At 56.5% G+C, this 19,506-nt stretch carries 16 protein-coding genes; 6 read left to right on the top strand and 10 right to left on the bottom strand.

The features are described from left to right. The first annotated feature begins 32 nt into the window (after positions 1-32). From NQZ67_RS14960 to NQZ67_RS14945, 4 genes are all read left to right on the top strand, one after another. Positions 33-527, top strand: coding sequence for a hypothetical protein (locus NQZ67_RS14960; protein WP_257447190.1), 495 nt, complete (start codon positions 33-35; stop codon positions 525-527). Positions 528-596: 69 nt separating this feature from the next. Continuing rightward, positions 597-2,885, top strand: a complete 2,289-nt coding sequence (locus NQZ67_RS14955) for an ATP-binding protein (RefSeq protein ID WP_257447187.1) — start codon at positions 597-599, stop codon at positions 2,883-2,885. A gap of 276 nt (positions 2,886-3,161) precedes the next feature. Further along, positions 3,162-3,902 carry a futalosine hydrolase gene (locus NQZ67_RS14950; protein ID WP_257447184.1) on the top strand — a complete coding sequence of 247 codons (741 nt, stop codon included), beginning with the start codon at positions 3,162-3,164 and terminating at the stop codon, positions 3,900-3,902. Between the two features lie 12 nt (positions 3,903-3,914). Beyond that, entirely contained in the window at positions 3,915-4,775 is an 861-nt protein-coding gene (locus tag NQZ67_RS14945; protein WP_257447182.1) for a 1,4-dihydroxy-6-naphtoate synthase, read from the top strand. Between the two features lie 101 nt (positions 4,776-4,876). Here NQZ67_RS14945 and NQZ67_RS14940 read toward each other — a convergent pair whose 3' ends face one another. Both NQZ67_RS14940 and NQZ67_RS14935 read right to left on the bottom strand, forming a co-directional pair. Further along, positions 4,877-5,203, bottom strand: coding sequence for an ArsR/SmtB family transcription factor (locus NQZ67_RS14940; RefSeq protein ID WP_257447179.1), 327 nt, complete (start codon positions 5,201-5,203; stop codon positions 4,877-4,879). Beyond that, a complete protein-coding gene (locus NQZ67_RS14935) occupies positions 5,204-5,638 on the bottom strand; it encodes an SRPBCC family protein (protein WP_257447177.1) in 435 nt (144 codons plus the stop codon). It lies immediately after the preceding gene. Positions 5,639-5,875: 237 nt separating this feature from the next. On the opposite strand from NQZ67_RS14935, the gene NQZ67_RS14930 reads away from it, so the two are divergent. Both NQZ67_RS14930 and NQZ67_RS14925 read left to right on the top strand, forming a co-directional pair. After that, the gene (locus NQZ67_RS14930) at positions 5,876-6,454 is read left to right on the top strand and encodes a beta-class carbonic anhydrase (protein ID WP_257447175.1); all 579 of its coding nucleotides are present in this window, start codon (positions 5,876-5,878) and stop codon (positions 6,452-6,454) included. Positions 6,455-6,547: 93 nt separating this feature from the next. Continuing rightward, positions 6,548-7,318, top strand: coding sequence for a hypothetical protein (locus NQZ67_RS14925; RefSeq protein ID WP_257447172.1), 771 nt, complete (start codon positions 6,548-6,550; stop codon positions 7,316-7,318). Between the two features lie 80 nt (positions 7,319-7,398). On the opposite strand, the gene NQZ67_RS14920 is transcribed toward NQZ67_RS14925, so the two are convergent. The 8 genes from NQZ67_RS14920 to NQZ67_RS14885 all read right to left on the bottom strand — a co-directional run bounded on the left by NQZ67_RS14920 (position 7,399) and on the right by NQZ67_RS14885 (position 19,365). Further along, complete coding sequence (locus tag NQZ67_RS14920; protein ID WP_257447169.1) at positions 7,399-9,165, bottom strand: glycoside hydrolase family 2 protein; 1,767 nt, start codon at positions 9,163-9,165, stop codon at positions 7,399-7,401. Between the two features lie 23 nt (positions 9,166-9,188). Next, positions 9,189-11,204 carry an alpha-L-arabinofuranosidase family protein gene (locus NQZ67_RS14915; protein ID WP_257447166.1) on the bottom strand — a complete coding sequence of 672 codons (2,016 nt, stop codon included), beginning with the start codon at positions 11,202-11,204 and terminating at the stop codon, positions 9,189-9,191. Between the two features lie 212 nt (positions 11,205-11,416). Continuing rightward, positions 11,417-12,310, bottom strand: a complete 894-nt coding sequence (locus NQZ67_RS14910) for a carbohydrate ABC transporter permease (RefSeq protein WP_257447164.1) — start codon at positions 12,308-12,310, stop codon at positions 11,417-11,419. A gap of 16 nt (positions 12,311-12,326) precedes the next feature. Next, a complete protein-coding gene (locus NQZ67_RS14905; RefSeq protein ID WP_257447162.1) occupies positions 12,327-13,283 on the bottom strand; it encodes an ABC transporter permease in 957 nt (318 codons plus the stop codon). A 33-nt stretch (positions 13,284-13,316) separates the two neighbouring features. After that, positions 13,317-14,918: an extracellular solute-binding protein gene (locus tag NQZ67_RS14900; protein WP_257447159.1), complete on the bottom strand. Its 1,602-nt coding sequence runs from the start codon at positions 14,916-14,918 to the stop codon at positions 13,317-13,319. Positions 14,919-15,039: 121 nt separating this feature from the next. Beyond that, positions 15,040-16,665 (bottom strand): response regulator, encoded by a 1,626-nt coding sequence (locus NQZ67_RS14895; protein ID WP_257447158.1) that lies wholly within the window; start codon positions 16,663-16,665, stop codon positions 15,040-15,042. Positions 16,666-16,668: 3 nt separating this feature from the next. After that, positions 16,669-18,477, bottom strand: a complete 1,809-nt coding sequence (locus tag NQZ67_RS14890) for a cache domain-containing sensor histidine kinase (RefSeq protein ID WP_257447156.1) — start codon at positions 18,475-18,477, stop codon at positions 16,669-16,671. A 30-nt stretch (positions 18,478-18,507) separates the two neighbouring features. Continuing rightward, positions 18,508-19,365 (bottom strand): AraC family transcriptional regulator, encoded by an 858-nt coding sequence (locus tag NQZ67_RS14885; RefSeq protein WP_371825308.1) that lies wholly within the window; start codon positions 19,363-19,365, stop codon positions 18,508-18,510. Between the last annotated feature and the right edge of the window lie 141 nt (positions 19,366-19,506).

The raw sequence follows: 19,506 nt of genomic DNA, 5'->3' as shown, positions 1-19,506 counted from the left end.
GGCCAACATCCAAGGAGGGTTAACCCCGCATTATGCTGACATTCGAACAAAAGCTTGCTATTATTACGTCCTTCCCGGAGCTTCAGCGGAAGGACGTTTCGCTTGGGCGCGTTAACTTCCACTATGAAGAGAGCGTCCACGAGAAAAAAACGGTCGTCTATCATCTCCATCCGAACGGCAACGGATTTGTGTATGCCGGTCTGCTGAACGACGTCGAGACCGATGCCAAAGGACTCGTCAATATTCGCGATTACGGTGAAGACGAGCTCCGAGCGTTAGTTGCCCGCTCCATTGAATCGCTGTCCGAAACAGAGACTCCGGAAGAGGAGGCTTCGGCAGACGGCGAAGAGTCCGGCTACCGGCCATCCCGAGCCGAGTTTTGGCGAGGCGCCGGCGGCACCCGCCTCACGCTTATGTTCCAAGACGATTTATGGTACGTATACGCGGGCAGCGAGCTCGACATGGCATTCGAAACGCACGCGGAGGCCGTGCAATATTTGGCAGATGAAGGATTCAGGCGGGAGTAGACAGGATTTTCCCCTTGCGTTGTCTAATTGTTGTAGGTAGCAACTTAGAATCCGCAGGGAGGGACTTTCATGTCCATCAAAGCCAAGCTCTCCGTCTCCATCTCCATCATCGTGGCTGTCATTCTGGCCCTGAATATTATATTTTCCTATCTTTCTTCGAAAGCCGCTCAAGAGTCCGCTCTCGATCAGCGTACGCAGTCGATCGCCAAGCAGCTTGTGCTGACGCTCGAGACGCTCGAGGAGGCCCGCGTCTCTATGGACGCCGAGCTCGGCGAGAAGCTTCGCATGGCCGCTATAGCCGCCCAGCTGAAGCTGGATCCGGATATCGGACAGGTTAGCAGCGAGCAGCTTCGGGAAGTCAGCGAGGAGCTTGGCCTCGACGACATTACGCTCTGGCAGCGCATCGACGGCGAGGTGCAGTCGGTCAAATCCTCTAATCCCGACGAGGTCGGCATGCGGTCCGCGACTTGGGATTATTGGGATAGGGCTTTCCATCAGCTATTCGATCGGAAGCCCGTCGATGTCGGACGCGGACAGACGCTGCCGCATTATTGGTCGGGCCCGATCAATTTTGCCGTGTCGGATCCGTCGGAGATCAACAAGTGGGGCTATTACTATGACGGCAGCGCGAATTACATGATCAACACGATCGTGAACGCGGCCGACAATTTCAGCTACGATATCGTCAACGGGACGAACGAGGTCATCCAGAAGCTCGCGGATCAGCGCAAGAGCGTGCTCGAAATCGCGGCCTTCGATCCTCAGTATTTCGGGAGTAAGCCGATCATCAAGATGAAGAAGGGCATTCCCGTCTACAATCTGGACGTGCGCGACATTCCGTTCGGCAGCTATACGTTCAAGAATCCCTCCGGGGATACAGTCGACATCCAGAATGCCCTGAACAGCGACGAGCTTGTTACTTCGACATTCGCCGCCGGCGGCAAGGAGCTGATCCGCGCGTTCGTCCCGATTCAGGCGGACAAGCCTTACGTCATCGGGGTTACGTTCGACAGAAAGGAGCTGGAAGCTCCCCTTCGCGATCAGCTGCTCGTTCACTCCATGATCTCGATCGGCCTCGTGTTGTTTACGATGGCGGCGAGTTATTTTATCGCGGGATATATGCTCCGATCGATGAATCAGATTATCCAGAAGGTTAACGCGATCGCGGCCGGCCATTTCGAGGCCACAATCACGATCCGCAACAAAGACGAGCTCGGCACGTTGGCCGCGCGCGTCAATTCGATGGGCGTCAATTTGCATAAATATACGACGCAGCTGCAAGATGCGGCTCGCGAGCTGCAGCACACGAAGCAGTATCTGGAATCGTTCGTGGGACACACGTCAGATGCGATCCATGTCGTGAATTTGGATGGCCGCATCCAGCAGGTTAACCATGCGTTCGAAACGATCTACGGATGGAGCGCGGCGGAAGCGGTCGGCTGGATTCCGAATTACGTGCCTCAGGAGCATCTCGCCGCGCATAAGGAGCTGTTCGAAGCCGTGAAGAACGGCGGCTCCGTCACGGATTACGAGACGGTCCATTATACGCGGGATGGCGGGAGCATCGACGTCAGCATGACCATCTCCTCCATTCGCGACGAGGAGGACCGAATCGTGGCGATCGCGACTATCACGCGGAACATCACGTCGAGGAAGCAAGCCGAGGAGATGATCCGCCGCTCCGAGAAGCTTGCCGTCGTCGGACAGCTCGCGGCGGGCGTCGCGCATGAGGTTCGCAATCCGCTGACGACGATTCGCGGCTTCGTTCAGCTGCAGAAGCAAGTCGGATCCATCTCGCCCTCGCATCTGGATGTCATGCTGTCCGAGCTGGATCAGATTAACCGGATCGTCAGCGAGTTCCTTGTATTCTCCAAGCCGGCGGTGACCCGCACGGACTCCTTCCAGGTAAGCTCGCTTATAAGCGATATTTTGATGCTGATGGACTCGGAGGTGAAGAAGAACGGAGTAGGGTTCGCGGTACATGAGCTGTCGGATTCTATTCCGGACGTCGCGGGCGTGGGCAATCAGCTGAAGCAGGTGTTCGTCAATGTGGTCAAAAACGGCCTCGAATCGATGGCCGAACGCGGCGGCGAGCTCCGGATCGAGATCGGCGCGGCCGAGAACGGCGGCGAAGTGCTGCTGCGCTTCATCGATCAAGGGGTCGGCATCTCGCCGGAGGACCTCTCGCGAATCGGCGAGCCGTTCTTCACGCGCAAGACTCACGGCAATGGACTCGGCGTCATGATCTGCCAGCAAATCATCGCGGGTCACGGCGGCACCATGACCTTCGCCAGCAAGCTGGGCGAAGGCACCTGCGTCGAGATCCGGCTGCCGGCCCGGATTGAGGCGGCGGCTTAGGAGCAGCATGGGGAGCGGCGGCGCTTCCCCTGCTGCTTTCGTCGTTGTTGCGCCTTCCGTTGGTGGCGCCGCCAGACAATAACGATGTTTGGCATCGTTATTGACGACAAAGACGGGCTGGCGGGGGCGGTAACGATGGCTTATGTCGCTATTGCGCAGGTTAGTCGGCGGAATCGATCTACTCGTGCGCGTAAGCGCAAGCCAAACGGCGGTTAGGCGAAGGTTATCTGCCGGTTGACTTGCAAGTATCATCATGTGTTGAAAGGAGTGTACGATATGACGTTTGAGGATTCCCATCCTTTAGCGGGTTCGCCCTCTGCGGCCGGATCCCGCGAGCCGGCAAAGCCTCGCATTCTCGTCGTGACCGCGGTCGAAGCGGAGCGCGATGCGGTGCTTCGGGGTATAGCCGGAGCTCCCGGCGGCTCCCCGGCCGCCGCGTTCGACGCCATCGCTGCCGGCGTCGGCCCCGCGTCGGCCGCCGCGAGCACGGCGCTCGCGCTAGCTCGGGCGGCCGCGACTTATGACCTTGTCGTCAGCGCCGGCATTGGCGGCGGCTTCGTCGGCCAAGCGGAGATCGGCTCGCTCGTCCTGTCCGACCGCATCGTGTCGGCCGATCTCGGCGCAGAGACGCCGGAGGCGCCAGGCTTCCTCAGCGTAGACGAGCTCGGCTTCGGGTCGGCCCGCGTAGATGCCAATCACGCTTGGAACGAGCGCCTGCTCGCCGCTCTGCTACGCGCCGGGCTCGGAGCCATTCACGCGCCGGTCATCACGGTGTCGTCGGCTACCGGCACGGCCGCGACGGCAGCTCTCCGCGCCGAGCTGGTGCCCGGCGCCGCCTCCGAAGGCATGGAGGGCTTCGGCGTCGCCACGGCCGCCGCGCAGCTTGGCATTCCCGTGACGGAGCTGCGCGCCATTTCCAATGCCGTAGGTCCAAGAGACCGCGCGGCTTGGCGCATCGGCGAAGCGCTTCAGGCGCTCGAAGCCGCTTTTCGCGCCATAGCAGTCCACATCAAGTAAGGAGGCATCAGCATGAGCATCACCAGCAGCAAGACGTTACCGATCGCATTCTCTCCCTGTCCGAACGATACCTTTATATTCCACGCGTGGGCGCATGGGCTTGTCCCCGGAGCTCCCCCGCTCGACGTCACCTACGCCGATATCGATATTACCAACCATCTGGCCGCGCGGCGCGAAGGCCCGGACGTTATGAAGATTTCGTACGCCGCCCTGCCCTGGGTACTCGAAGATTACCGGCTGCTGCCTTGCGGCGGAGCGCTCGGCCGCGGCTGCGGTCCGCTCGTTCTCGCGAAAGAAGCGGCGGACGCCTCTTCTCTATCCGGCAAGCGGGTAGCCGTTCCGAGCGAGCGTTCCACCGCGTACCTGCTGTTCCGGCTGTGGGCGGCTCAGCAAGTGCCGGGCGGCGTTGGGGAAATCGTCGTCATGCCGTTCCACGAGATCATGCCTGCCGTAAGAGACGGCAAGATCGACGCGGGGCTCGTCATACACGAGGCCAGATTTACCTACCAGCAGTACGGTCTGCAAATGCTGCAGGACCTTGGCAGCTGGTGGGAAGCCGACACCGGCTTGCCGATCCCTCTCGGCGCGATTATCGCTCGCCGGTCGCTTCCGATCAACGCCGAGACGATTAGCGGCTGGATCCGCGCTTCGCTCGACTACGCTTGGGAGCATCCGGAAGCTTCGGCTGCCTACGTCATGGAGCACGCGCAGGAGCTGTCCGTCGACGTCGCCAAGTCGCATATCGAGCTGTACGTGAACGCGTTCAGCCGCGATCTGGGCGAGGACGGGTATGGCGCCATCGAAGCGCTGCTCGGCCGAGCAGCCGAACAGGGGCTCGTGCCGGCATTCGATCTCGGCTTGCTGCGAGCGTAGCTTTGCCGCCGCAAACCGAAAAGACCCGCCGTTGCGACGCGCTTTTGACTCACAAAAGCGCGTTGCCCGCGGGTCTTTCCTTTTTTTTGATCCACACGACTCTATTCCTCGCCGTCCTCCACGAACAGCTTCAGCGCCATCAGCTTGTTATCCCAATACTGCTCGAAATAACGCAGCCATCGCTGCAGCTCGCGGAGCGGCTCCGGGTCCAGCCTGTACCTCGTCTCGCGTCCGACCTTGCGGTCCTTCACCAGCCCCGCCTCCGCGAGAATCCGCAAATGCTTGGACACCGCCGTGCGGCTCATCGTGAATTGACCGCTAATGGCGGTGACGGGCATCTCGCCGTCGCTTAACAGATGAAGCAGCCTCCGCCGCGTCGGATCGGCGATCGCCTGGAAGACGTCGTGCTTCTGCAGCGCCTCGCCCATTTAACCTTCAACCACCGTAACGAGCTTCTGCACAATGCCGACCCAGCCGCCTGCCATTCTCTCTCTAACAACCGAATGCTTCTCGCCGAAGGCCGTCGCCGTGTTCTCGTCCCAGCCGCCGTGCGTAAGCGTGAACCGCGTGCCCTCTTCCGTCTCCTCTAGCTGGAACGTTACCGTCCAATCCTTGTCCCATGAGAAAACAAGCCGATGCGGCGGATCCAGCTCCAGCACTTTGCAAGGCGACTGGCCGAACGGTCCCGCATTCAAGTGGAATTCGTGCCCGAGCACCGGCTCGAAGTCGTTCGGCATGAACCATGCCGCTATGCCATCCGCCGTAGCAACGGCATTCCATACTTTTGCGATCGGCGCCTTCATGGTGACCGTCTTGACCACATCCTCCAGCTTGCTCGGCGATTCTTGATTAGGGTTTGTCATCGTTTTCCATCCTCCATATTTTGAAATCCCTGTTTATACTCGCGTCTAACCCAACATTATTTCATTTCATTAGGCGCCATTGCGAAACCATTTGGTTTCACGTTTTTGATTATACGAAACCCTTTGGTTTCATGTCAACCCATCTTCATTTGACGAAAGCGGACTTTATATGAATAATAAATAAAAAAAGATATTGCTTTAGCGTATTGCCCCAATGGAGAAGGAGGAGATTTACCTATGTCTACTTTGCATGACATGCTTTCGTTCAACAAGCAATTCGTCGAAGAAAAGCAATACGAAGCCTATTTGACGGACAAGTTCCCGGAGAAGAAGCTCGCCATTCTCACCTGCATGGATACCCGTCTCGTGGAGCTTCTGCCCAAAGCGCTTAATCTTCGGAACGGCGACGCGAAGTTCATCAAGAACGCCGGCGCCATCCTGACCCAGCCGTTCGGCAGCGCGATGCGGAGCATTCTTGTCGCCGTATACGAGCTTGGCGCGCGCGAGGTGCTCGTCATCGGCCATCACGGCTGCGGCATGACGAACCTGGATGCAAGCGGCATGGTAGCCAAGTTCAGCGAGCACGGCATCGACCCGCTCGCGGTCGAGACGCTCGAGAAAGCCGGCATTCGCATGGACAAATTCCTGAAAGGCTTCAACAGCCCCGAAGAAGGTGTCATGCACAGCGTCCGCATCATTCGCAGCCATCCTTTGCTCCCGAAGAGCATTCCCGTACACGGACTTATTATTCACCCGACAACCGGCGAGCTCGAGCTGCTCGTCGAGGATTACAGGGAAGAAGCAGAAACGAATTAACCGCAACAAGAAGAAGGCTGCACATGCCGGAGCCCCGCGCTCCGCTGCGCGGCTTTTTGTTTTCCAGCCTGTATACCGGTCAAGGAGGACCTTATGCTCTTACGCAAAGCGCTCAGCGCATACCTCACGTCGTTCGCCATAGTCATCTATTACTCGCTGCTGCTGACGGGTGCGGATCATCCGGACATGTTCCCAAGGTTCGGCGAGCTGATGCAGTGGATCTCCTTCATCAGCCTGTACGTGTTCCCCATCGTGCTCCTATACGGCTCGCTCGTATCCATGGCGATGGACTTCGTCACGCGCAGATGGGTTCGGAACGGCAGCACGGCACGCATGCTGGCGTCATGCGCGGGACATATGCTCTTCGGCGCCTTGTTCGCGCTTCCCTTCGGATCGACGGGATTCATTCTGTCGTGCGCGGCCGGGGCGCTGCTCTTCTTCGGGGCGGATCGCCTGCTGGAAACCGTCTTCGCCCGAGGCTGGCGGAAGCCGGCGATCACGATCGCGATCGCCGTCCCCATCGCGGCTATCGCCGGTCTTGGATTCTTCTCCAGCCTAGGCGACGGGCCCGGGGAGCAGGCTCCGTTCACGGAAGCGGACGCCGTCGCCTTCGCAACCGACGGTCAGGGCACCGTAACGGACGTCTTCCCCAAGCAAGCCGGCTCGGCGCAAACCGTGCTCAGCGGCTATACGGTAACGAGGGAAACGAGCGTCGTCACCACGGGTCGCGAGAAATACGAGGTGACGTTCCGGGAGCAATGGAACAAGGATGGACAAGACGAAGGCAGCCGATGGTTCACGTATGTGGTCACGCGCAGGGGCATGGCTTCCAAAGGCAGCGGCGGCGACGCGCCTCCGTACTAGATCCATTGCCTAGCGTTACCAAATCAAAGAGCCGGATCTGCCCATCGCAGACCCGGCTCTTCTCCTCTCGGCGAGGATGGTCAGCCGAGATTCACTTCTCTTATTTGCTCCAGAGGCACCTTCGGCTTGCGATCCTCCGTGAGCAGTCCATTAATCTCTTGTTGTACGTCGGTCACCTGCGTATAGCAGTATCCGCAAATATAATCGACGGATTTGATCGCCTGCGTGATGCCCCGGAACCGCTCCATGAACGCCTCCTCCGAGGCGACCTGCTCGCCGTAGCCCCAGCCTTTGTCCGACTGGAACGCGATGCCGCCGAATTCGCTGATGATGATCGGCTGTCCTTTGTACTCGTAGCCCTCGGCCAAAGCGTATTTCCATTGGTTGCAGGTCGTTTCGCGGGACATGATCGCATCCTTGTTATCCGCATAACGCTTCAGGAACCCTTCCCCGGTCGCGACGTAATCGTGCAGCGTAATGATATCCGAGACGGTATGCTCCCAGCCATCGTTCGTAATGACCGGCCGATGCGGATCGAACGACTTGGTCAGGTGGTAGATGCCTTCGGTGAACTTCTGCTGCCGCTTGTCGCGAAGGATGTTCCCGATGCCCCACGACTCGTTGAACGGCACCCACGTGATGATGCTCGGATGGTTATGCTGCTGCTTGATAATCTCGAGCCATTCCTTCGTGAACGCGTTCACCGCGCGGTCGTGGAATTCGAAGGTCGCCGCCATCTCCGACCAGACGAGCAGCCCTTTCACGTCGCACCAGTACAGGAACCGGGCGTCCTCGATCTTCATATGCTTGCGCACGCCGTTGTAGCCCATCTGCATGATCAAGTCGATGTCCTCGATCAAGGCTTCTTCGCTAGGCGGGGTCAGATGGCTGTCGGTCCAATAGCCCTGATCCAGGATAAGACGCTGGTACACCGGCACGTTATTCAGCAGCACCTTGCCGTTTTCGATCGATATTTTGCGCATGCCGAAATACGAGAGCACCCGGTCTACGACCCTTCCGCCCGAGGTCAGCACGAACTCCACGTCGTACAGGTTCGGCCGGGCGGGCGACCAATACGCCCGCTTCCACGGACCGTTCGCCTCATGGTGAAGGTCGACCTCCACGGAGAGGCACGGACGGTCGATCGCCAGAGCGACCCGCTTCACCGGCTTGCCCTTGAACGTCACGACCGCCTCCAGCGTCAGATCGCCGCCGCCTCCTTCGACGCCGTTCACTTCGTAATCGAAGCGCACGATATGGCGGTCGAGATCCGGCGTTATTTTCACCGCGTCCAGCCGCTGCTCCTCCACGTACTCCATCCACACGGTCTGCCAGATGCCCGTCGTCTGGACGTAGAAGCATTCGAAATTGTCCGGGGTCCAGCGCTGCTTGCCCCGAGGCTGGTAACAGCTGTCGCTGTCCGCGACCTTGACCGTAATCCGGTTGTCGGCCCCGAACGCGAGGTACGGCGTCATATCGACCGAAAAAGCCGCGTAGCCGCCTTGATGGCCGCCTGCCAGCACGCCGTTCACCCACACTTTGGCGTCGTAGTCCACCGCTTGGAAATGGAGGATCGCCCGCTTCCCTTCGGCTTCCTTCGGCACGGCGATCGTCCGGCTGTACCAAACGTAAGGATGGAACTCTTGGGTGCCTATGCCGCTCGCTTTCGTCTCGTACGTGAATGGAACGTTGATTTTGTGCGTTTCCTGGAACGTCTCCTGCCACTTCTCGCGTTCGCCGGCATTGGCGTCGTCGAAGCGGAAATCCCATTCGCCGTTCAGATTATGCCAATCGCCGCGCACGAACTGCGGCCTGGGATAGTCTTTGATGTAGGACTTGGTAGCCATGCTATGCCTCCTGATTCTAACCCCTATGATTTCGTGTTGATTTCCAGCGCGTAGACGGACGATGGACGCAGCGGGAATCCGCGCCGCCATTCTTCCGCGCTGACCGTGCTCTGCTTGCACCTAATATGCTCCGGCTCGAAAACGGAATTAATCTCGTCGTAAGAGTCCCCGGTAATTTCATATAGCGTCGTTTCTTCCGACGCATGGAAGGCTTTCAGCTCCAGCTCGGCCTTTACCTCTTCCAAGCTGCGGTTGACGATAAACAACGTGATCGTGCTCCGATCGCCGTTCGTGCCGGCGACGATATCCAAATCCGGCAAATTGTCGAGGGCGACCGGCGTCTCCTTCAGCGCAGGAACCGCGAAGGTCCCGCACTCCGTTTGGACAGGCAATAGATGCTTAACGCCGCGGTTCGCATACAGCTTCATGACTTCATAAGTCGGCGTGCCGTATACGGTAAGAGCGTGTCCGCTCCAGCCGGGCTCCTTGCCGCAATATTGGTCGGCGTAATAGTCGCCTACGCGGATACATCCGCCGAGCCAGCCGTTCACCAGATCGGAGAAGCTGCCGATGTGAACCAGATCGCTGCGGCGAATCATTTCGTTCAGGTTGGCGGCATTGGCAACCGCCGCGCCCAGCGTATGCTCGTTCGGCAATCCCTTGCGAACCGTATTCGGGTAATACATCGTGTTGTATTCGGTTATCGCCACCTTGACGTGGCTGTGCTTCTCGTTCGAGCGTATATGCTCCTCCGTCCCCGTCAGATGATGACGGGTGAACTCCGGATAAGCGGCGATCGCCTTGTACCGATCCTCCGCCGGCGTATTCCGATTCATGCCGAACAGACCGTAACCGTGGTACAAATGCAGCGTGAGATAATCGAAATGCTCGCCCGCGATGTCGAGCACGGCCTTATTCCAGTCCTGCTCGAAGTGTCCGCACGCCAGCAGCACGATCGAAGGATCGGCCGCCTTCATGGCTGCCGCGAATCCTAACGTCCGCTTCGCGAACTCTTCCGCGGTGCAGGTGCCGACCTGCCATTGCCCCCACACCTCGTTGCCGATCTCCCAGTAGCGAACATTGTACGGCTCGGGATAGCCGTTCGCCGCGCGAAGCGCGCCCATCGGCGTGTCCGCGCCGCCATTGCAATATTCGATCCACTGCGCCGCTTCCTCGGGCGTGCCCGAGCCGTCATTGACGCAGATGAGAGGCTCGACCCGCAGCTCCCGGCAAAATTGAATAAATTCGTCCGTGCCGAAATATTTGCTCGTCCAGCCGCCCCACGCCTCGTTGTACATGACCGGCCGCTCGAGCACCGGACCTACGCCATGCTCCCAGTGGTAAGCGCTGATATAGTTGCCGGCAAGCCGCATCATCCCCGCATTCAGGTCGCGCGTCATGTCGATCACTTCGCGCTTCACCATCGCGATGCTGTCCTCGGGGAGCAGAGACACGTGGTCGATCCAGAGCATGCCCGTGGATACGTGGTCGACCCATCTCGGATGGTCGGCCGGAATGTACACGCGAAGCTCCGCATCGACGCAAGCGCGGGCAATCGGCAGCTGCGCCTCATATTCCCGCCAGTTGTGGCTCGCAAGCTCGAACCGGACGGATCCGAGCTGCTCCTCCGTCCGTCTGTCCACCGCCTCGACGATGAGAGCTTTAAGCTCAATGGAAGCCCGCGCTACAAGCTTGACCGTATAAGTTGCCGGACCCTTAAGCGCGGCCTTCTGCGCGATGCCGGCGTAAGCTTCGTCATCGCTTAGCAAGCGGATGCGCTGTGCGCGTCCCGAATGCTTCGGAGCCGGCGCCTCGAGCGCGTATTTGGTGTTCCGTCCGTTCGTATAAGCGTACCAGCTGCCGGATACCTCTTGTTTCGTCACCGATTCGCTTTCGAAATCCATATCCTTAAGCGGGAACGCGAGCATAGCCTCCATATGATCCCGAATGTCTTCAACGAAATGGCCGAACAAATAAGGATTAACCTCATGCTCGCTCGCCCTGCTGCAATCGACTGTAATCTTCGCGTTTTTGTTCAAAACGGACCTCCAATGAGATATAAATTATAAATAATATAAAGGTTCAAAAAGTCCGCTTTTCAGCACCGAGAAGATTGGATGAAGCTAGAAACTGAGAAGCGGAGCGTAGTGGAGCTACGTGAGCATCGGAAGTTTCGGCTGAATTCAATATTCGATGTCGAATAGGCTACCGGGCATACTTCGTGATCAAAAGCGGACTTTTTGAACAACCTCTAACCTTTGATAGATCCGATCATAACTCCTTTGACGAAATGCTTCTGCACGAACGGATACATGATCAAGACCGGCAAGCTGGATATGATAATGACCGCGAACTTGATCGTCTCGGCAAGCAAAATCTGCTTTTCCAGCCCGATGCTGCCTCCTTCGAACGCGGATTGACTGATCATTAGAATCTCGCGCAGCACAAGCTGAAGCGGATGCAGCTCTTCGTTCTGAAGGTAGATCAGCGCAGGGAAGAAGGAGTTCCAATGCCCTACCGCGTAGAACAGCACCATAACGGCTATAATGGGTTTCGATAACGGCAAAATAATGCTAAGCAGCAGGCGCCAATTGGAGCAGCCGTCCATATGGGCCGCTTCCTGCAGCTCCCACGGGATGGACGTCTGGAAATACGTCCGCATGACGATCAAATTATAAGTAGCGATCGCCCCCGGAATAATGAGGGCCCACATGGTATTCACCATTCCTAAGTCCTTGACCAGCAAATACGTCGGAATAAGCCCGCCGCCGAAAAACATGGTCAGCGTGATCAAAACCATAAATCCGTTGCGGCCGGGAAGATCCGGCCGAGACAGCGGATAGGCGGCGAGCAGCGTCATGAGAATGTTAATAACCGTGCCGACTACCGTGTAGATGATAGAATTGAGATAACCTCTCCAAATCTTGTCGTTATCCATAATACTGGTATAGGCATCAAGCGAAATGCCTTTCGGCAGCAGCCAGACATCCCCGCTCAGCACCTTGGAAGGATCGCTGAACGAGGCGCTGACGACATAAACCAGCGGATACAGCACGATGATCATGATAACCGCGGCAATCGCGTACACAATGGCGTCGAATACTCGTTCATCCGATTTACTTTTTAGAGTCTGTTGCTTCGACATCCTCTCGTCCTCTCCTTTACCATAAGCTTGTCTCCGACGTCTTGCGGGCGAATCGGTTCACCATCAGAAGCAAGATCAGATTGATGACCGAGTTGAACAGTCCGATTGCTGCGGTATAGCTGTACTCCCCCTTCAAAACGCCTGTCGTGTAGACAAACGTGGAGATGACGTCGCTGGACTCCAGATTCAAGTTGTTCTGCATCAGCAAGATTTTCTCGAAGCCTACATTCATGAAATGGCCGATATCCAGTATAAGCAGAATAACGATGACCGGAGCGATACCCGGCAGAGAGACATGCCATATGCGTCTTAGCCTTGAAGCCCCGTCCATCTTGGCCGCCTCGTACAGCTGCGGATTGACTCCGCTGAGCGCCGCAATGTAGATAATCGATTGCCAGCCCATGTTCTGCCAAATATTCGAGCCGATAAAGATCGTCTTGAACCAGCCGGCCTCCTCCAGGAAGCGGGTCGGCGTGCCGCCGAGCGCCTCGATCAGCATGTTGATCGGCCCAGTTGGCGAAAGCATGGCGTTCAGGATGCCGACAATGACGACAACCGAGATGAAATGCGGAATATACGTAATGTTTTGCAGCCATTTGCTGAAGTGTTTGCTTCGGATTTCATTGACAAGCAAGGCGAGCAGAATCGGAATCGGGAATGCGATGAGCAGCGAGAACAAGTTGATGGATATCGTATTCCACAGCAGTCTCCAGAAATAATAGGAATCGAAGAACCGTTCGAAATGGCCGAATCCCTCCCAAGGGCTTCCGAAGATGCCCTTGGCCGGATTAAAGTTTTTGAAGGCGATTTGCAGCCCGTACAAAGGGCCGTAATGAAAGATCAAATACCAGGCGATCGGCAGCAGCAGCATGAGATACAGATCATATCGTTTCGCTATTTTCCTAGGCAGGCCGGATCCGCGCTTTGGCTGGCTGGGGGTCAGAGAGGCGGCACTTGTCTGCGCGCTCTTCATGAACATCCACTCCTTCTCTATGCTGTCTCGGCCTTATTTCGCCATCTTGTCGTAAGCTTCTTGATAGATTTTCTGCAGCTCTTCGAGATTCATCTTCTTCAGAGTCGCTTGGAACTCATCCCACTTATCGAAGCTGAGCGCGCCCACGATGAATTTCGTGCTTTGCTCTTCGAAATACTTGTCGATATCGTTGCGCAGCACATTGACCTGCTGAGCGGTTGCTTCATCGAACATCGGCGCCGCGTAACGGATTTCCGGCATGTACGGCTCCAGTTGCTCGTACGCCTCTTGTACCTGCGGCGGGTTGATGAAGGAAGCTACCTTGTCGTTGATGATGTGCGGCGCTCCGCCGCCGGCGTATGGCGTCATTTTCCCTTGCGCGCCCTCGATAGCCAGGAATTCTTCCGTGTAGTACGGAATGCCGTCTTTCATCTCGTAATGCTCGCCTTCTCTGCCGAAACGCAGCAGGGTGGAGCCTTCGTCGCCGTAGAAGTAGTCAATCCAGCGCATCGTCGCTTCCGGATGCTCGTTCACGGACGTGATCGCGAATGCTCCGAAATCGCGAGGAACCGGCGCGACGTTGCTTTGCAGCCGATCGTCATGCGGGCCGGCTTGCGGCGCTATGCCGACGTATTGATCCATGATCGGCAGGAAGTTATTATTCGTTTGGTCGTAGAAGAGGCCCGTATTCCCCGTTCCCTGCTTAGCCAAATATTGCGCCTCTGTGTGAGAGAAGAGCTCTTGGTCCAGAAGCTTCTCCGAGTACAACTTGTTCAGGTACATCAGCAATTCCTTATGTCTCTCGCTGCCGCTCCAAATTTCCACCTTGCCGTCATTGATGTTGATATTGTAGCCAAGCTGCAGATCAAGACCGAATGATCCCGCCATGAAGTTTACGATCTGAAGCCCTTTGCGAGCGGTCATTGGAAGCTCATCCGGCTGGCCGTTGCCGTTCGGATCTCCATCCCGGAAAGCAAGCAGCACATCATAAAGCTCGTCCGTCGTCTCCGGAACTTCCAAGTTCAGCTTCTCCAGCCAAGACTTGTTGATCCAGCGTTTATCCGTGCGCGCCGAACCCAGCGTGACAATGCCCGGAATCGAATAAATATGGCCTTCCGGCGATGTAATGCCTGCGCGAATCTCCGGATATTCTTCCATCAGCGCTTTCAAATTAGGAGCATACTGATCGATCAGATCCTCCAGCGGGATCAGCTGGCCCGCCGAACCGTATCTAACCGTCTCAAGCGGCGACAAGGCGGAACGATACAACGCGTCGGGAAGCTCGTTGGACGCGAACAGCAGGTTTTTCTTCTCCGGGAATCCGTCGGTCGGGGATTCGATGAATTCAACCTGAATGTTGCTCATCTTCTCATAATCCTGGAATACCGGCATTTCCTTGAACGGTCCGTTCGCAGGCGCGATACGAGTGAACATCTTGAGCTTAAGCGGTTCATCCACGATCGGGAATCCGTCTGTTTTTACAGCGCTTTCACCAGCAGCGGCAGAGGGCGTGTTCTCTTTCTCTGAGCCCGAATTGCTATTTCCATTACCGTTGCCGTTGCCGCTGCAGCCCCCAAGAATCAGACCGGAGACGATCATCATGGTCATGGCCTTTTTACCCCAATGTTTGCGCATAAATCTGTGACCTCCATCGTTTCATTCACCGACTTGTAAGCGTTTGCCTCGGTGTTCACTCATTATAATTCACCGCTTCCGCCGCAAAATTATAATATTATGACTAATTACTCCACATATTTTACGGCTTTGCGTTCATGCCGCTGCCGCCGAGTCCATGCAAGTAGGCTTGCGGCGTGACGCCGGTATATTCCTTGAACACCTTGAAGAAATAATTGTGAGTGGAGAAGCCCGCTTGATCGCTGATTTGCTTAATCGAATACCGACCGCTCTCCAGGAGCTTGCGGGCCGCTTCGATTCGTATGCGATTCACGTATTCGGAAAACGTCGCTTTCGTCTCTTCTTTGAAAATTCGGCTCAAATAGGACGGGTTCAATCCGATAGCGGACGCGGCAAGCTCCAACGTGACGCCGCCCGAATAATGCTCCAGGATGAACGCGACCGCCTGCGATACATGACGCGAATAGGTTCCGACCGTCAGACGCGATTTCAACGAGCCTAGCAAGCCTTCGTAATACGCCTGCATCCACAGCCCCAGCTCCCGGACGCTGCCTAGACGGCCGAGCTCGCTCCGCGACGGAAGTCCTTCCAGGACGGACTCGTCCGTCAGCGCTCCCTTCTTCATCGCCTTCTCGCCGATCAGGAATAATTCGCTGACGATTCTCTGCACGGCGACGGAATGAAGAGGCTGCTCCCGGATGGAATCGAATATGGAGACAATCGATCGATGCATGCCTTCGGGGTCCAATCTCTCGATGGAAAGCAGCAGCATCTTCTGTTCTTCAAGCGTTAGCGACAAATGCTTGCCATGTCCGCTTGCCTTCGGCGACACGGCAGCCGGAGCGGCGGCGTCCAGAGTCCGCTCGGCGGACTCATAGCTTGCCGCGAGCTGCGATAAGCTGCCGCATACATGCCCGACGGCATAGACGCATTTCAGATTCAAGTACAGCCCCAGCATGTGGCTGATCTGGCTCATCTGTCTGCCGATTTCGCTTGAAGCGGCAAGCTCGCTTCGCTCCTTGAATCCAAACACGACAACCAGACGTCCGTTCTCCACATAGGCGGCTGTATGCTCATGGATGTCGCCCAGGCTCTGCTGCATCATATCCACCGTTTGCTGAACCAGCCGATTCGTCTGCACGTCGGAGTAGGTCTCCGTCAGCAGCAGGAACGGAACGATCTGCACGGCCGCCGCCGCGTAGCTGACTGCCTCGGCATACAAGCCATTCTTCTTCATGTAGGTCTCCAGATGCCGAGCCGCGTCCTGCTTCCCTTTCACCAAGTCGGCGATATAACCCCGGATCAGCACGGGGTTCATCCGCTCCGCCATTTCCTTATGAGCGTTGCGGTCCTCCATCAGCCGATCCTCTTGCCGCAGCTCCAGCACCGCCTTGTTCAGCAGCGTCAGCAGCGTCGTCCCGTCAAGCCGATGCTTCAGCAAATAATCGACGGAGCCGTTCTTCAAGCAATCGCGCACGTAATCGTAGTCATCGTAGCTGCTTAACATGATCGTTTTGATAGAAGGGTACCGTTTCCTGATCATTTGGTTCAGCTCCACGCCGTTCATCTCCGGCATGTTGACGTCAATAATCGCAATTTGAGGCCGAGACTGTTCGATCATCTCCAGCGCCATTACCCCGTTGCGGGCTTCTCCGCAAATTTCGAATCCATGCTTGCGGAAATCGATTAGCGTCCGAATGTCGTTTCGAGCCAATGGTTCATCGTCGACAAGCAGCACTTGAAACATGGTCTAGATCACCTCTTGATCGGATTTGGGCTGATACTTCATGAATGGAAATCTAATTTCGACCTTCGTATACAGGCCTAGTTCGCTATACAGCTTGACGCCGTATGGCTCGCCGAACATTCGGGCCATTCGCTCATGCGCATTGAGCACCCCTATCCCGCTGAAGCGCGATGTCGCTTCCCGTTTGCCTCCTTCGTTCATCATCCGATCCATTTGCTGCTGTGTCATGCCCTTGCCGTTGTCGAATACTTCAATGACCAAATCGTTCTTCTCTCCGCGTACCCGAATCGTCACGGCTCCTCCTTGCTCGCGCGAACCGATCCCGTGAATAATGGCGTTCTCCACGATCGGCTGCAGGGTCAGCTTCAGCACGCGAGCATCCAGCAGCCCCTCATCCTCGATCTCCTCATGCACCTGTATCGGTTCCATATACTTATACTTCACGATGGAGACATAGCTGCGAACGTAGTCCAGCTCCTCCCGTACGGTGAGAAATTCATTCGAATTGCCCAGGACCCCCCGCATAAGCTCGATCAAGGAACCGGATACCTCCTCGATATTGGGGGCGCCGTTCAGCCTGGCCAAATATTTGATCGTATTCAGCGAGTTGTACAGGAAATGCGGCCGGATTTGCGCCTGGAGCGCGGTCAATTCGGCCTCGCGCTTCTCCTTCTCGCTGATCCGTATCCCCTCCATCAGCCGCTTCAGCTCTTCCACCATGCTGATAAACACATGATACAGCTGGCCGACTTCATCCTTCGTTTGAATCTCTTTTTTAGGGAACGTCAAGTTTCCGTCCTTTACCAGCATCATCATCGATTTCAGTCTCCGAATGTTGATCGTGATTCTGGAGGAGACCTGTAACGAGCCGATGAGAACCACGATCAAGACAATCGCCGACACCTCAAGCATAAGATTCCGGAGCTTGGTCGATTCGGTAAGCAAGGAATCGAGCGGGATGAGCGCCAGGGTCGTCCAGCCCGTATAGTCGGAAAGACGGCTGACAACGATATAGGGCCTGCCGTCAATGGTCTGCTCCACCGCGTCGCCGTTGCCCGCGAGCTCCCGCTTCAAACCGACAATCCTTCGTTCCGGCGGTGCGAAATCCGGAATGTCATCGGACCTGTATACGAACCCGTCCTGCTTATCCAGCACGTACAGCATGCTGTCGGCGGTAGGCTTCACGCCGTACGTCTTCCGGATGAAATCATAATTCAAATCGACCATGACCACGCCGATCGCTTTGCGGTCATACCGGATCTCGCGCCCTACCGTAATCGTCTCGTACACGCCCGTCTGTCTGAGATAAGCATGGCGCGAGCCGTTGCGCAGAATATAATCGATCGTCGGGGTTCCAAGAATCGTACGGTCTATCCACGGGTCTCCGGAGAAGAACACTTTGCCGTTCAGGCCGACGACGGCGATTCGCGAGATGTAGGGCTTATAGTCGGTCAGGGACTTTAGAAATTCCTCGATCCGCTTCTGCTCCATAAACCATTCGTAGCTGATCTCCTCCGATGGACTGAGAATCGTATCGATTACCGTATTTTTGTTGGTCACCACCACGGTGTTCAAGCGGTCTATCTCCTCCAGCATAATCTTCAGGGATTCGTCCGCCTGGCGAATACTATCCGATACGGAGGTTACCGCGTTGTCCTTGATGGTCTCCCGCATGTTCACGTAGACGATGCCGGCAATGGAAAGAATGGACAGCAGGGCAACCAGGCTGAACGCGATGAATATTTTGCCCTGAATGCTTAATTGAGGTGAAATCCATCGTTTAAAGGCAGACAGCTTCGACTTCAGCTTCATAACGGAAATCTCCTTTCCGAATTTTGCGGGTTAATCCCTTGCTGCGCGTCCGGCTGCTGGGGGCTCCTTGTGATAGGTCCTGTACGCTCTGGTGAACGCGTATAAATTCGGGTAACCCAGCGACAAAGCCACCTCCGTCATTGTCGCATCCGACTCGCCGAGCAGCCGCCTCGCTTTCTCCATGCGGACCTTCTGCAAATATTTCATGGGCGACAAGCCCGTCTGGCTTGCGAACGTCTGGGACAAATAGGAACGGTGCACGCCCGCGAAATCCGCCACCTGCTGTACCGAAATCCCTTCCGTAGCGTGCAGCTCGATATAGCTCATGCAGGCGCGGACCCAATCGGCTTGTCCCGATTCGCGCGTCGACGTCGCAGCCTTCGTCAGATCGGCGAATAGCCCCCATATAAGGCTTTGCAGCTCGATCGCCGCCGCGGCTGTCCACTGTCCGGCCGCCCCGAGCGCATTCACTGCGCGTTCGGCGGACAAACCGACCTGCGGCGTATTGGCTGTCCTGCGGTAAGGCCTCTCCTCGGTCAGTCCCGCCAGCCCCAGTAGCGGCCTCGCCCTGTCGCCGCCAATCGCCAGCCAGCTCATCCGAAGCGATTGCTCCGACGGTATTCTTTCGTAGCAATAAGTCCGCTCCGGGAACAAACAGAAGATATCGCCCCGCTGCAGCTCAATCTGCTCGTGATCGAATTGCAAACGAAGCTTCCCTTCCTGTATGAAGTGAATGCTGTAGCATTCGATCCGTTTAGGCCCCACCTTATAATTGGGCTTAGCCTTGGTGCGCCCCGCCCGAATGGGCCAAATTCCCGACTCCATATCGAACGGCCCAGGCGTATAATAGAAAAACTCCGCAAATTCGTATTCGTATTCCTGCAGCACGGCTCCGTTCGCCCTCCATTCTTAGTCGTATCTTCTTACAAATTGCAAATTACGGGATGGTTATATTTCCAAATAAACCGCTTTCTTATTAGCTTCATCATAAACTTATCCATTCATTTTTGTCGAGTAAATCTAACATTT

The organism is Paenibacillus soyae (assembly GCF_024623455.1).
GTDB lineage: Bacteria > Bacillota > Bacilli > Paenibacillales > Paenibacillaceae > Pristimantibacillus > Pristimantibacillus soyae.
The sequence above is the reverse complement of the archived record's forward strand: the minus strand, read 5'-3'. Positions and strand labels throughout refer to the sequence as shown.